10 protein-coding genes are annotated in these 14,913 nt (G+C 67.5%); 1 reads left to right on the top strand and 9 read right to left on the bottom strand.

Features of this window, described 5'->3' with window-relative positions:
• Positions 1-24 precede the first annotated feature (24 nt).
• The 9 genes from AC2FAN_RS00570 to AC2FAN_RS00610 all read right to left on the bottom strand — a co-directional run bounded on the left by AC2FAN_RS00570 (position 25) and on the right by AC2FAN_RS00610 (position 13,182).
• Positions 25-1,755: a hypothetical protein gene (locus AC2FAN_RS00570; protein WP_485172334.1), complete on the bottom strand. Its 1,731-nt coding sequence runs from the start codon at positions 1,753-1,755 to the stop codon at positions 25-27.
• Positions 1,752-2,261, bottom strand: a complete 510-nt coding sequence (locus AC2FAN_RS00575) for a DUF1269 domain-containing protein (protein ID WP_265053348.1) — start codon at positions 2,259-2,261, stop codon at positions 1,752-1,754. Before AC2FAN_RS00575 ends, AC2FAN_RS00570 begins: the two co-directional genes overlap by 4 nt.
• The gene (locus AC2FAN_RS00580) at positions 2,258-3,751 is read right to left on the bottom strand and encodes a M17 family peptidase N-terminal domain-containing protein (RefSeq protein WP_476806695.1); all 1,494 of its coding nucleotides are present in this window, start codon (positions 3,749-3,751) and stop codon (positions 2,258-2,260) included. Before AC2FAN_RS00580 ends, AC2FAN_RS00575 begins: the two co-directional genes overlap by 4 nt.
• A gap of 91 nt (positions 3,752-3,842) precedes the next feature.
• Positions 3,843-4,943: an efflux RND transporter periplasmic adaptor subunit gene (locus AC2FAN_RS00585; RefSeq protein ID WP_485172335.1), complete on the bottom strand. Its 1,101-nt coding sequence runs from the start codon at positions 4,941-4,943 to the stop codon at positions 3,843-3,845.
• Positions 4,944-4,987: 44 nt separating this feature from the next.
• Positions 4,988-8,068, bottom strand: coding sequence for an efflux RND transporter permease subunit (locus AC2FAN_RS00590; protein ID WP_485172336.1), 3,081 nt, complete (start codon positions 8,066-8,068; stop codon positions 4,988-4,990).
• Entirely contained in the window at positions 8,065-9,057 is a 993-nt protein-coding gene (locus tag AC2FAN_RS00595) for an efflux RND transporter periplasmic adaptor subunit (RefSeq protein WP_485172337.1), read from the bottom strand. Before AC2FAN_RS00595 ends, AC2FAN_RS00590 begins: the two co-directional genes overlap by 4 nt.
• A gap of 339 nt (positions 9,058-9,396) precedes the next feature.
• Positions 9,397-10,617 (bottom strand): MFS transporter, encoded by a 1,221-nt coding sequence (locus AC2FAN_RS00600; protein WP_485172338.1) that lies wholly within the window; start codon positions 10,615-10,617, stop codon positions 9,397-9,399.
• A gap of 25 nt (positions 10,618-10,642) precedes the next feature.
• Entirely contained in the window at positions 10,643-11,662 is a 1,020-nt protein-coding gene (locus tag AC2FAN_RS00605; RefSeq protein ID WP_485172339.1) for a helix-turn-helix transcriptional regulator, read from the bottom strand.
• A gap of 176 nt (positions 11,663-11,838) precedes the next feature.
• Positions 11,839-13,182, bottom strand: coding sequence for an alpha/beta hydrolase (locus AC2FAN_RS00610; RefSeq protein WP_485172340.1), 1,344 nt, complete (start codon positions 13,180-13,182; stop codon positions 11,839-11,841).
• A 169-nt stretch (positions 13,183-13,351) separates the two neighbouring features.
• Between AC2FAN_RS00610 and AC2FAN_RS00615 the strand changes: the two genes are divergently transcribed.
• Entirely contained in the window at positions 13,352-14,902 is a 1,551-nt protein-coding gene (locus AC2FAN_RS00615; protein ID WP_476806688.1) for an AbgT family transporter, read from the top strand.
• Positions 14,903-14,913 lie beyond the last annotated feature (11 nt).

A 14,913-nucleotide genomic window follows, 5' to 3' on the forward strand; every position in this document is an offset into this window, starting at 1 on the left:
CTCCACCTGAATGGGTCGGCAAGGTCATGACGACTTCACCAGTCCCGAGAAACCCGCAACCGCCAGCAGGCTCAAGGCCCAACCGACGACCGACTGGAAATAGAAATAGTTGATCGCGACGCGGCCACCGGGCTTCGTCGGGTTCGGCCGCCAGAACGTGCGCTGGCCCATGTCGAGCACGGGCAGCAGCGTGTCGAGCGAGTACATCCACGGGCTGAAGGCGGGATAGCTCGAAGCCTCCCAGCGCTGGCGGAAGCAGGCGAGCTGGTTCTGCCCCGGAGCGGCCAGCCCCTGCGACGGCCCGCTGGCGACCAGAGGTCGCTGCGCGCCCTGCTCGATGCCGCACAAAGTCCATTCCGGCGCGCGGAGCACGACGGCGCTGTTCGGCATGATGGCGCCATGGCGCTCGGCATAGGCGAAGATCGCGACGCCCGCGAGCCAGAAGCAGATGAGCCAGATGAAGGCGAGGAAGGGCCTGCGGCCATAGCCCAGCGTGATCCCGAGAATGCCGTCGGCGACGGACAGCATACCTCGCCAGACCGCGTTCTCCGTCCGCGCCCGTCGCGCCCGGCGCTGCAGCCGCTCCTTGATGACCAGTACGGAGCGCGCATCCTCGCCATGCCCCATTTCGCGGAACACGGCCGCCAGCTGTTCATAGGGCTGGGGCCAGAAATCCTCGCCCCAGCGCTCGGGCTTCTGACGCGCGAGCCAGTCCAGCCGACTGTCGGCATCGACCGGCCCGTCGATGAATGCCCCGTAGCGGCAGCGATTGAGCAGCAAATCGCCGGGCTTCGGCCACGAGTCCGCCTCGTCATGGATCGTGCCGATCGAGGCGCCGGTCAGCGCCAGCGTGCCGTCCAGCCGGGCGTCACGGCGCAGGAAGAAGGCCCCCTTGATGGCGGCACGGCTGGCCTCGACCGCCGCTTCCCCAGCATTGTCGACGAGCGTGCCGGAGCAATCGAGATCGCCGGCGATCGCGGAACCGGTCAGCCGCACCTCGCCCGTGACATGGGCATTTCTCAGGATGATGCTGCCGTTGCAGGCGATCTCGGTCGCGTCGAGCGCGGTTCGCGCGAAGGCCGGAATGCTCGCGCCGGCCGCATCGAGATCGGCGGCCAGGACGGCACCCGCCAGATTGATGCCGCCGCGGATCGTCGCGCCGCGCAGGAGCACGTTGCGCACCTCCAGGCTGCGACCCAGCAGGGCGTAGCCGCCGCGGTCGCGGATCGTCGCGCCGTCGCATTCGAGATTCCCGCCGAGGCGCGCCTGGTCGAGGTCGATCCCGCCTTCGACCTCCGCCCCGCGCAGATAGACGCCGCCGCGCGCCTCCAGCCGCTCCGCCTGCAGGCCGGGAAGCCGCGAGCCGTCCAGGAAGAGCCGGTTGATGATGGCGGCGCGCAGGATCGGCGTCGCCTCGAAACGGCAATCGTTCAGGCCGATATCGCGAAAGACGCGGCACGCTTCGAGGTCGAGGACCTCCGAGATCCAGGCGCCGCGGACGAGGACACCCTTCTCATGCGGGCGGCATCCGGCCTCGCCGCCCAGAATCAGGAAGCGCAGGAAGGTGGCCCGCACGATGCGCGCAGGGTCCGGCTCCGCGGGCAGGATGCCGTCGCCGAGCCGGTCGAAGTTGCCGGACTGGAGCCGGGCGACGATCTCCTCCTCTGCCGGCAGCAGAGGACGGAAATCGTCGAGGCGCGCCGTCGAGGCCGCCCACATGGCGGCCTCCGCGCCCAGGCTCCAGTCGGAGGTCACGCCGGCGACGCCTCGGTGCTCGCCACGGCCGACAGGGCCTCGCGTAGCTGGCCTTCCTTCGTCTCGTCGAAGGAGGTGCTGATCAAAGTGCCGCCGACACCCTTGAGGTCGGCGAGGACCTTGTCCGTCGTCATCTTGCGGATCAGCAGGAAGAGGCCCGCCGTGTTCGGCTGCAATGCCGAGGCGGCATCCTTCATGAACTGGTCGTTGATGCCGATGTCCGTGAACTTGCCGCTCAGCGCGCCGGAGGCGGCACCGAGCGCCGTGCCGACCAACGGCGCCAGGAAGATGAAGCCGATGAGCGTGCCCCAGAGCGCGCCCGAGGCGGCGCCCGTAGCGGTCAGATTGATCATCTGGTTGAGCTTCACCTGGCCCTTGTCGTCCTTGACGACGACGACGGCGTCGCCGAGCTCGATCAGGTATTCGCGCTGGAGCGAAAGGACCTTTTGGCGGACTTCCTCGGCCTTCTGCTCGGTCGGGAAGGCGATGAAAACGAGATCACTCATGAATGAAGCTCCGTTCTTGAGCGGGGGGAAAAGATCGCATTGCCCGGCACCGCCCGTGCCCGGCCGATCAGGAATTCTGCAAGCAGCGGGACAGGACGCCCTGTCGCGCTGCGCATCCGGCCGGCTGTCGAGCCCGTGCCGGAAATGTCGAGATGAGCCCAGGGATAGGCGGTGGCGAAGCGGGCGAGATCCGAAGCGGCGGCAATCGCCTCCGGCGGGCCGTCGACAGGGTCGGACTCGACGCCGTGCATTGCCCAAGATCGCGGATGGTCATCCCACAGCGGCAGCTGCCAGACGGCGTCGCCCGAGCTTCCGCCGCATTTCACCAGCTCCGATGCCAGGGCGTCGTCATTGGCGAAAAGGCCGCTGGCATGGCTGCCCAGCGCGGCTGTAGAGGCGCGGGTCAGCGCCGCGACATCGATGACGCAATTCGGCGAGAATTGCGCGGCATAGCTCAGCACGTCGGCCAGCAGCGATGGCGCGGGTACATGGGGAGAGCGGATCTCCTTCGGCCTGGCCGGCCGCCATCCGCCGCGCGGCGCCCCGCCCTCGCTGGCGACGATGAGGCCGACGACATTGAGGGCGAGGCCGAGCCGCTCGACCGTCCGCATCGCGCCCAGCACGCCGGCGATGCCGCGCATGTCGCGGATCGAGGCGTGACGCAGGCGCTGCTCGTGCTGAAGGTCGAGCCCCGCCCCGCCATTGCCGATCAATACGATCGGTCGACCGGCCGCCATGCGCCGGTCGCTTCGCAGGACGATCAACTTGCAGGCGCCGGCCGCGGCCTTCTCCCATGCAAGGAACGTCGCCATTCCGTGATTCTCGAAATCGCTCCGCCCCAACACATCGACGCTGAAGTCGAACTGGCTTGCCATCGCCGACGCCGTCCGGGCGATGAAGGCCGGAGTACACGAATCCGGCGGCAGGTTTCCCAGCTCCTTGGCGAAGGAAACGCCCTCCCCGATCGCCACGCCCTGCCGCAGCGCCGCGACGAGCTCGGAGGTCAGGGCCTGGGGCACGAGCAACATGATGTTGCGCTGCTCCTCGCGCATCGCCCTGTCGGGGAGACCGAAGTCGTAGCGGCCATCGGCGAGAATCCGCCCCGCCTGCTGCATCCGCCAGCTCAGTGCCCGGCGCGGAACCTCGTTCTCCGCCAGCGTGACCACGATCTCCCTTGCCGGATCGTCGTTCAGGGCTTTCGCGACCGCCGCGAGCCCTTGCCGGTAGGCCCGCTCCGAAAAGGTCTCGGCCCGCCCGAGGCCGACCAGCAGAACGCGTCGCGCCGCGACGCCGGGCAACGCCCCGATCAGGCGCGTCGCACCCACGGTTTCACCGAGATCGGCCTGGGCGACGATGGCTGCCAGTCGACCGGCCGAGCGGTCGTTCGCCGCCCGCGCCGAGCCCGTCAGCGGGCCGTCGCAGAACACGCCCAGGACGAGCAGCTCGGTCCCGAGTTTCTCGGCTTCTCCGACGGCCGGGATGATTTCCATGGATGCCCTCTGCAAAGGAAACATCATGTCGGCGGGCTGGATTCTGAAATGTCCCGGCGCGGTGACCGCGCCGGTCTCATATTGCCGGTGGTCACGGCCTGCGAGCCGCGGCCGCTGCCTGCTGCCGGGGGCGATCTCCTTCCCCGCGCAGGGGCCTGACGCGCTGGCCCGGGTGCAGGGTCTGTATCCCCGCCGAGACGATCGTTTCGCCGGGCTCCAGCCCCTGGGAGAGGATCACCTTGCCGGGGTCGAAGCGCAGCACGTCGACGCTGCGCAGCGAGACGGTCGACTTGGCGGGGTCGACGATCCACACGGCGGGCGACCGGCCCTGCTGCGTCAGCGCGCTCGCCGGAATCGAGACGATCGCCGCGGTCGTGAGTTCGATGGTGCCGACCACGGTGGAACCGAGCCGCATCGTCTCCGGCGGATTCTGCAACCCGACCCTGATCTCGAAGGTCCGGGTCACGGGGTCAGCCTGGGGCGCAACCTCCCGCACCGTGCCATAGGCGGTGACGGCGGGCGCATCTGCCAGCGCGACGCGGATTTTCGCGTCGGAAAGATGGGTGTCCAGCACCGACGCCGGCACGTTGAAGACCGCGTCGCGATCGTCGTCGCGGGTGATCTGGACCACGATCTGGCCGGACTGCACGACCTCGCCCGGCTCGATCCGCCGTGCCGTCACGACGCCTGCGACGTCGGTGCGCAGTTCGGTGAAGCCGAGCCGGTCGCGCGCCAGTTCGAGCTGCGCCTCCGCATTCTCCAGCTGCGCCTGCGCCGTCTCCTGGGCGCGAAGCGCCTGGTCGAAGCGCGGCCGGGTGGTGAAGCCTTGATTCATCAGCCGCTCCTGACGCTCGAAGGTGTTGCGCGCCGTGCTGACCTCGCCGCGCGCGGCCTCCAACGCTGCCTTGGCCGCGGCCAGCGCATTCTGTTCAAGGGCGGGCTCGAGCCTGGCGACGACCTGTCCCGCCGTCACCCGGTCGCCGACATTGACGGGCCGTTCGAGCACCCGCCCGCCGATGCGGAAGCCGAGCCCGACATCCTTCTTCGCCTGGATCTCACCGCTGAGCTGGATATCGTCGGCGAACTGCCCCGCCTCGACCGTGACGACCCCGACGGGCCGCCCCTCGGATTGCGGCGCCTGTTCGTTGCCGCAGGAGACAAGGACCGCACCAAGCATCGTGACGGCGGCCACCCGCCCCAGGCGGCTCCTCGGCATATGCCTCGTCGAGATTGCGCTCATGACCGGGACGCTCCCGCGCTGGCCGTCCGCTGTGCCTTGCCGCGCGCCGAGGGGGCGCCGAAAACGGTGACGTAGAGGACGGGGAGGAGGACGAGGGTCAGGACCGTCGCGACCAGCAGGCCGCCCATGATCGCGAAGGCCATCGGGCCCCAGAACACGGTCGGTGCAATCGGGATCATGCCGAGCACGGTCGAGATGGCGGTCAGCACGATCGGCCGGAAGCGCGTGCCGGCAGCGTCGACGGCGGCTTCGATGACGCTCTTGCCGGCCGCCCGCTCGTCCTCGATCTGGCCGACCAGGATCACCGCGTTCTTGGTGATGATGCCGATCAGGGCGAGAATGCCGAGCAAGGCGACGAAGCCAAGCGGTTTGCCTGACAGCAGCAGCGCTGCGACGACGCCGATGAGGCCGAGGGGCGCGATGCTGAGCACGATCGCGAAGAGCCTGAAGCTCCTGAGCTGAGCCATCAGGACCGTGAACATGATCAGCAGCATCACGGGGATGACCGCGATGACCGAGGCCTGCGACTTGGCGCTTTCCTCGACCGTTCCGCCGACGGCGATGTCATAGCCGGCGGGCAGCGTTTTCCTGAGCGCGTCGACGGAAGGCTGCAGCGCGCTCACTACCACGTCCGGTAAGGTGCCCGGTGGAACATCGGCCGCCACCGTCAGATTCGGCACGCGATCCCGCCGCCAGATCAAAGGCGATTCCAGCCCGTAGCTGAAGCTGACGAATTGCGACACCGGCACCGAGCGGCCGTTGGGCAGCGCGACCTGCATGCTGCGCAGCGTGTCGAGCGAGGCGCGCTCGGAATCCTGGGCCCGCACGACGACGTCGACGAGATAGATGGAATCGCGCACCTGCGTCACGACCGTGCCGGAGACCACGGTGTTGACGATCGCGGCGACGGCCTGCGAGCTGAGGCCGAGACGACGCGCCTCGTCCTGGTCGACGCGCAGGCGCAGCTCCCGCGCCGGCTCGATCCAGTCGAAATTGATCTGCTGCGCCTTGGGGTTCGCCGCCACCACCTGCGCGAGCTTCATCGCGACGGTGCGGACCTCGGCGATGTCGGGCCCGCTGACGCGATACTGCACCGGCCAGCCGACGGGCGGGCCGAGCTCGAGCGGCGAGACGCGCCCGACCACGTTGGGGAATTCCTTGGCGAGAAGCGCTTCGAGCTTCTTCTGGAGCCGCTCGCGCGCCGCCACGTCCTTGGCGACGATCACAGCCTGGCTGAAGAAGTCGTTCGGCAGTTGCGCATTCAGCGGCAGGTAGAAGCGGATCGCGCCGCGGCCGACATAGGTGCTCCAGCGCTCGACATCGGGATCGCCCTTGAGCGACGCCTCGAAGCGGTTGACGAGGTCCTCGCTGGCATAGATCGAGGCATTCTGCGGCAAAGTGAGATCGACGAGCAGCTCCGGGCGGTCCGAGGCCGGGAAGAATTGCCGCGGCACGAGCGGCAGCGCAAGGATCGACGCAGCGAACAGGGCAAGCGTCACCGCGATGGTCACCCAGCGCAGCTTGATCGCCCCCGAAAGGAACGAGCGGAAGCCGCGCTCGACCCGCCCCGGCTCCTTGCTCTGCGCGGAAGCGTCGGGCGCCTTCAGCATGGCGACGCCGAGCACGGGCGCGAAGAGGACGGCCACGAACCAGGAGACGACGAGCGCGATCGTCACCACCGCGAAGAGCGAGAAGGTGTATTCGCCGGCGGAGCTCGCGGCGAAGCCGATCGGCACGAAGCCGGCAATCGTCACCAGCGTGCCAGCCAGCATCGCGGTGGCATATTTCTCGAAGGCGAAGGTCGCCGCCTTCATCTTCTCCTCGCCCGCTGCCAGCCGCGTGACCATGGCGTCTGTCGTGGTCATGGCGTCGTCGACCAGCAGCGCCAGCGCGATGATCAGGGCGCCGAGCGAGATGCGCTGCATGTCGATGCCGGCCACCAGCATGCAGGCGAAAACGATGGCGAGCGTCAGCGGAATCGCGAGCGCGACGACAAGGCCCGGCCGCACGCCGAGGCTGATGAAGCTGACGACCAAGATGATGCCGACCGCCTGCCAGAGCGACATCATGAAATCGTCGATCGCATGCGAGACCGTCACGGCCTGGTCGGCGACGAGATAGGGCTCGATGCCGAGCGGCAGGCCGGCGGTGACCTCTGCCATCGCCTTCTTGACGTTGTTGCCGAGCGCCAGGATGTCGCCGCCATCGCGCATGGCGATGCCGAGTCCGATCGCCTCCCGTCCGTTCACGCGGAACATCGGCGTCGGCGGGTCGGCCTGGCCGCGGCTGATAGTCGCGATGTCGGCAAGGCGCACCATCCGGTCCCCGACCGGGAAGTTGATGTTCAGCAGATCGGACTCGGACTGGAATGCGCCGGAGACCCGCACCGAGAATTTCTCGTCCTGCGTCTGAACTTCTCCCGCCGGCCGGACCACGTTCTGGGCCTGCAGGGCCGCGAGCAGCGCGGAGCGATCGAGGCCGAGATTGGCGAGCTCCCGCACCGAGAATTCGATGAAGATGCGCTCGTCCTGCGCGCCGATGATCTCGATCTTCGAGACATCAGGTACGAGCAGCAGCCGAGACCGAATGGTCTCGACATGGTCCCGCAGGTCCCGGCTGCTGAAGCCGTCCGAGGTGAAGCCGTAGATGATGCCGAAGGTGTCGCCGAAGCGGTCGTTGAAGAACGGCCCGAGCGTGCCCGAAGGCAGCGTGTGCCGCATGTCGGCGATGAGGTTGCGCACCCTGTACCAGGTGTCCTGAACCTGGCGGCCGGGAACCTCGCCCTTCAGGTTGACGAAGATGGTCGTCACGCCGGGCCTGGTGAAGCTGCGCAGGCTGTCGAGGCCCGGCGTCTCCTCGAGCTGCCGCTCGAGACGCTCGGTCACCTGGCTCAGCGTCTCTTCCATGGTGGCGCCGGGCCAGATCGCCGAGACGACCATCGTCTTGATGACGAAGGCCGGGTCCTCGTTGCGGCCGAGCCGGATGAAGGCGAAGACGCCTGCCGCAACCGCGACGATCATGAGGTAGATCACGACCGAGCGGCTCTTCAGCGCCCATTCCGAGAGGTTGAAGCTCATCGCGGCTCCGCTCCGATCAGGCGCACGCGCTGGCCTTCACGCAGAAGCCCGGCGCCGGCGGTGACGACGATGTCGCCTATGTCCAAACCCTTGGAGATCCGGGCGGCGGCCGGGTCGGAGCTGGTCACGTCGAGCTTGCGCAGGGAAACGGTCAGGGCCTTGGGATCGACCACCCAGACGCCGATGCCCTGGTCCCGCTGTGTCAGGGCGGTGGCAGGGATGGCGATCGCTCCGCCGCCGCTGCCACGGATCGAGCCCGAGACGGCCGCGCCGAGACGGAAGGCCGGCGCCGGATCGGTGAGACCCACCCTGATCTGGAATGTGCGGGTGACGGGGTCGGCCTGCGGCGCGATCTCGCGCACCCGGCCGGTCGCTTCGGCACCCGCCTCCCCGGCCAGAGCGACCCGCACCTGCATGTCGGGCGTGAGCTGGCGCGTCAGATCGGCCGGGATTTCGAAGACCGCGTCGCGGCCCTCGCGCCTGGCGAGCTGGACGATCATCCGGCCGGCGGCGACGACCTCGGCGGGCTCGGCCCCGACGCGCGTGACGATGCCGGGCGCATCGGCCTTCAGCGTCGTGAAGCCGACGACATCCTCGGCCGATCGGACGCGCGCCTGAGCGGCATCGACCTGAGCGCGGGCGGCGGTGAGCGCCTGCTTGGCACTCTCGAAATCGGCCTGCGTGGTGATGTGCCGTTCGAGCAGATGACTCTGCCGCTGGAACTGGTTTTCCGCCTTGCGCAGGTCGCCCTGCGCCGCCGTCAGCACGGCCTGAGCCGAGCGGAGATCGTTGAGCTCGTTCTCGGGATCGAGCCGCGCCACGGTTTCTCCCTCCCTGACGCTTGCGCCGAGGCCGACGAGGCGCTCCGCCAGCCGGCCGCCGATCCGGAACGAAAGGGAAGCCTGGTCCTGTGCCTCGATATGGCCGGTGAAGGTCAGGTCGGGCGCCTGGCGGGGCGGCTCGACGGTGATGGTTCGGACGACGCGCACGGGCGCAGGTCCCGCCTTTTCCTCCCGGTTGCAGGAGGCGACGGCAAACGCGATGACGGCCGCGGCGGCAAAGCAGCCCAGGCGTGACGAAGCTCCACTATGCCTCATGCCTGCCCCCTCGGCCGCCTCCCGGCGCTGCGGCAGCGCATCCACTCCCGCAAGCCTCGCCTCTGCATCGAACTGTTCCTCTGACCGCTGCCGCGCCCGCATATCCGCAAGCGCGCTTGCGCCCTGCGAAGCTTTTCGGGACGACGCCTCGACGCTAGCAACACCGGCAGGGGTTCGGATTAGCTCAGAATCCCAACTCTGGGCTGGTCATCCCATTGTTGGGAACGCTCCTCACGGCGCCAAGCCCGCCGGCTGTCGCACCGGGTCGCGACGCAGCCCGAAGGCGACGGCGGACAGCAGCAGCAGTCCGGTCGCCGCGGCGACGACCATGACGAGGTAGATCTGCTCGCCCCAGCTTTCGTAGAGCCGGCCGCTGAGCGTCGTCAGGACCGCCATCACGCCGGCCCATCCGCCGGCAAGCCAGGCCTGCGCGCGCGCCTGCATCCCGCCCGGAGCGAGCCGCGCCAGCAGGAAGATGCTGCCGAGATGGACGGCGCCGAAGGTCATGCCGTGAGTCAGCTGCAGAAGAACGAGCGCGGCGACGCCGGGGTCCTGCGACATGCAGCTCCAGCGCAGCATCGCTATCGCCGCCGCCACGACCAGCAGGCCGGCAGCGCTTGCAGGCCCGCGCATGCGGTAGCCCAGAAAGGCAAACAGGACGATCTCGGAGAGCACGCCGAGAGCCCAGAGCCCGCCCATCGTGGCGCCGGACATCCCGAGCGCCTGCCAGTGCAGCGTACCGAAACCATAGAACGCGGCATGGCTCGCCTGCACCAGGGCGGCGCCGGCGATCGTGCCGGCGAGAAGAAGGGGGCGCATCAGTCCCTCGTCCTCTCGCGGCATTCTTTCGGGGCTGCCCGGCGCAGACCCCATGCAGCCCACGGCCGCAATGGCCGTGAGCGTCGCCGATACCAGCAGCAACGCTATGACCGACGAGGCCGAGAACCATTCGAGCGCCCAGCCTGCCGCCAGGTTGGCGACGGCGAAGCCGATCGATCCCCAGAGGCGGATCCGGCCATATGCCAGCTCGGATCGCGGCGTTTCGGCGAGACGACTGAGCGTCACGGCATCGGCGAGCGCGATCAAGGGTCCCTGCGCCAGGGCGATTGCGACGACGACGGCGAGGATTGTCCAGAAGCTCGCCGCGAGAGCCAGCAGGCCGGTCCCCGCCGCAACCATCATCGCGCAGATCGCCAGCGCCAGGGATATGCGCCCGCTTCGATCGGCCAGCGCCCCGACGATCGGGTTCGCCACGATCCGTGTCAGCAGCGGCGCGGCGAGGATGATGCCGATCGCGTCGCTGCCGAGGGACTGCGACTGCAGCCAGAGCGGAAAGAAGGGAAGGTTGACGCCCAGCTCGAAAAACAGGAACGCGTAGAGAAACGACAGCCGTCCGCCGGCCGCACCCGTGGCAAGGGCCGCTGTGCCGGTATCGGCGGAGAGGCGGCTCACGCGGCTTCGGCCGATCGAGATGGGCTCAGGAAGCGCGGGAGAGGCATGGCTCAGCACTGCCGGCCGTCTCAGGCTCGTCGACGAAGGACTGGGCGAGGCCGCGCTCGCGCGCCTCGGTCGGGCTGTAGCCGAACTCTCGCCTGAAGGCCCGGCTGAAGGTGGAATGATCGATGAAGCCGACTTCGTTCCCGATCGCATGGATGGAGAGCGTTTCGCGATGCGAACTCAGCCGATGATGCGCCTCGCGCAGGCGCTCGCGGTTGATGAAATGGGCGACGCCGCCGCTCTGCTCGAAAAGCCGGTAGAGCTTCGAGCGGGACATCGCCAGCAGGCGGGCCAAACGCTCCGGGCCGAAATCGGGCGAAGCCATGTTCTGCCGCACGACGTTGCGCGCCCTGTCGACGAGCACCGAGCCGAGCGGGGCCCGCGCCGCTTCCTGATACACCGACTGCGGAATGATGCAGGCCGCGACCAGCGCCCGGGTCGGCATCTCGAGATTGGCGGCATGCTCGGGCGAGACATGCGGCAGTTGCCGGACCAGGCTGTCGATGTAGCCGATGAGCAAGGGCGCGAAATCCTGGCTCACCTCGAGACCATGGACGCCGTCGAAGCGTTGCTCGTCGGTCGGGCGCTGATCGCGCGGGATGTAGAGGGTGATGACCTCGCTATCCTCTGCGCGTCCCTCAAAGGGCATCGCCAGCGAACGGAAGCTCAGATCCTCGCTGGTCCAGCCGCTGGCAGACGCCGTCCGCGCCAGGACCAGACACCAGTGATCGAGATAGGATTTGGGATGGTGTCGCCATTGCCTGTCGGGCGCGCCCGAATAGGCGATATGCGTCAGCACCAATTCGCCGAGCTGCCAGGAGGAGAACTCGGCGGCAAAGCCGGCCGATGTCTCGCGCGTCGGCAGAAGCTCGATCGTATCCCTGTGCAGGGTCCGCCAGGCATCGAACTGTTCTTCGGCCTTCAGCCCCGTGGTGCAGAAATGCGCCACGGAAAACAAGTTGACGTCCTTCCTCACCCCGCCATGAGAGAAAGCCGGCATCGGACACTCCGATCGTTCTGCGTTCTACAGAGATAGGCTATGGATTTAACACCGATCAAATTCGACCGAAATTGACTGAGGTCAATATAGAATGGTGATGGCAGTACTCGTCGATCAATATTTTAAACTTAAAAGCATCGTTTAAATATTGGCATCTGGCACAGATCGCGTCAACCCTAAGGGCTGCCCGCGGCATCGAACACCCTGATCGGAGCCGTAACCAGGAGGGTCGCCGCCGAGCCGATCGCCCCGGCCGCGACCAGGGGAGCCGGCACATCGAAGTCGGTGACCACCTGCCCTTGCAACAACCTGTCGCCGATCAGGCGGACGGCATCCGGGCTGGCGGCGAAGAGATCGTGGTTGATGCGATCGCCGGCATTGATGGCCGTGAGGTCCAGGACGGTGATACCGGACAGCCCGGCGAACTGGCTCCTGTATTCCTCCTGCGTTGGATCGATGCCGCCCAGCCGCGTCGCGCCGCGCGAGATGAAACGCGACAATTGCAGGGCGCGGTCGTGCTGCGCGGTGAACAGCGTGACCCGCGGGCGCCTGGGGCCCATATCCTCGAGCTGGCGCCGGAACACGCCGACATCGAGATCGGGCGACGCCAGGATGAGGTTGCTGATCTTGCCGGGGACGCCACCGTCCCTCAGCGCGATCTGCCTGACGGCTTCGACCGCGGGCCAGCTTCCCATCGAATGAGCGAGGATCACGATCTCACGGACCGAGGGGCTCGCGGCGGCCACGCGCAGCAGATCCGCCAGATCCGACCGCGAATAGGAGGCGTTGTCGAAATCGCGGCTGTAGTCGAGCAGATAGCCGCGCGACGGCCAAGAGAACAGGACGGGCGCGGCATCGGCATCGGCGTCGTGCGCCAGCTGCGCGAAGCGGAAGACCGCGCGGTCGAACGGTGTGTTGAACCCGTGGACGAAGACGAAGACGCGCTTCGAGCGGCCGCTCGTCGACCGGAACCAGTCGGCGAGCTTCGGTTTCGACAGCGGCGTGGACGAGGTGACGACGAAATCGGTCGCTGCATTGCCGGGAACCGATCGGGGCAGCTGGATGGTGCCGACCTCGCGGTCGCGCGGGATCGAGACGACGATGTTGCTGAACGAAACGCCCTCCCCCCGATCGCCGCTGAAGAGGATGCCGGGATCGGGCGACGGCGCGCGGGTCGTCGCCGCCAGCATGTTGACTTTCTCTGTCCCGGGAGCGGGGGCGACAGGGCGCAGCAGGCCCTGGGGAACCGACGCGCAAGCGCCCAGGCCGACGACCAGTGCCAGGGAAGACAGCCGGAAAAGCCCCATGCGACCGCTAAGCAAGCGCCGGCCCGGCGAAAGCAGCCCGTACGCCGCGAAACAAGACCTGCCCCGGATCGCGCGGCCCTGAACTTTGCCTCGACCTGGCATCGCTTCGATTCTGTCCATGACCTGTAGGCGGGGTTCGCATGCGGGCGGACCGTAGAAAACAGCACTGCCGGCGGCAAGTCCAAGGGCTTTCAGCGCGGGTGACGGCCTCAACTTTGGGACAGGTGGTCCAGAGTTTGGGATTCTCTGCCGATGCCCTCCCCGCATCTGGATTTATGGTTCGCCATCTAGACTCGGAGTCTTGTCGGTCCGGGAAACGCCGGCTCGCGTGCGCATATCGCTGAATCTGGCGTCGCAGGCTTTGGCTCAAGGGGGATATGCGATGACGACTGCCACCGCTGCGCCGAAGACGGTCATGCAAAGGTTCCTCGACACCGTCGAGAAGGTCGGGAACATGGTTCCCCACCCCGTCGTCATCTTCCTCATCCTGATCGGCATCGTCATCGCCCTGTCCGCGGTGCTGGGCCTCTTCGGCGCGGCCGTCACCTTCGAGCGGATCAACCCAGACACGCACAAGATCGAGACGGCGAGCACGGCGATCAGGAGCCTTCTGACCATCGACGGCATCCGCTTCATGTATTCGTCGCTGATCCCCAACTTCATGAGCTTCACGGCCGTGGGGCTCATGATCGTCGCGATGATCGGCGCCGGCGTCGCTGAGGAATCCGGGCTCGTCACCGCGCTGATCCGCAAGCTGGTGATCGTCTCGCCGCACTGGGCGCTGACCTACATCCTCGCCTTCGTCGGCATCATCGCCAGCATCGCGGCCGATGCGGGCTACCTCGTCCTGATCCCGCTCGCCGGCATCGCCTATCTCGCCGTCGGGCGCCATCCGGTTGCAGGCTTGGCCTTGGGCTTCGCGGCGGTCGCCGGTGCCTTCACCGTCAACATGCTGATCAAGCCGCTCGATGCCGTTCTGGTCGAGTTCACCAACGACGCGGCGCGCCTCGTCGACCCCAACCGCACGATCGGCCTCGCCTCCAATCTCTGGTTCTCGATCGCCTCGGTGTTGTTCCTGACCGTCATCGTCGCGTTCATCACCGACAAGATGATCGCGCCGCGCCTGGGCCCCTACGATCCCAAGCTGGCGGCCGAGGGAACGGTCACCGAGCAAGGCGCCGTGCTGTCCGAGGCGGAGACGCGCGGTCTTCGCTTCGCCGGGTTCGGTCTGCTGGCGCTGATCGCGGTGTTCTGCCTTCTGACGCTGCCCTCGGGCGCACCCCTGCGCAATCCGACGACCGGCGAGCTGATCGGCAATTCGCCCTTCATGAACGGGCTGATCGCGCTGATCATGCTGATGTTCCTCGTCACCGGCTGGACCTATGGCATCGGTGCCGGCACGCTGAAGACGCTGGCGGAGGTCATCGCGGCGATCGAGAAATCGATCAAAAGCATGGGCGGCACGATCTTCCTGTTCTTCGTGCTGAGCCAGTTCGTCGCCTACTTCACCTATACCAATATCGGTACGGTCATGGCACTGAGCCTTTCGGGCGTGCTGCAGGCCGCCAATATCGGCGCGCTGCCATTGCTGATCGGCTTCATCGTGGTGGTCGCGCTCATCGACCTGCTGCTGACCGGCGCCATCGCGAAATGGGCGATCTTCGCCCCCGTTTTCGTGCCGCTGCTGATGAAGCTCGGCGTCGAGCCGGAAGCCGTGCTCGCGGCCTATCGCATCGGCGATTCCCCGATGAACGCGATCACTCCGCTCAACGCCTATTTCGCCCTCGTGGTCGGCTTCATCCAGAAATACGACAGGAATGCCGGCGTCGGCACCGTGGTCTCGCTGATGCTGCCCTATGTCGTGTGGATGTTCGTGCTGTGGACGGCACTCTTCGCCGTCTGGAAGATGCTCGGCCTGCCCTGGGGGCTGTGATCGCTCAGGCG

Source organism: Allobosea sp. RIT-PG3_2, assembly GCF_057321085.1.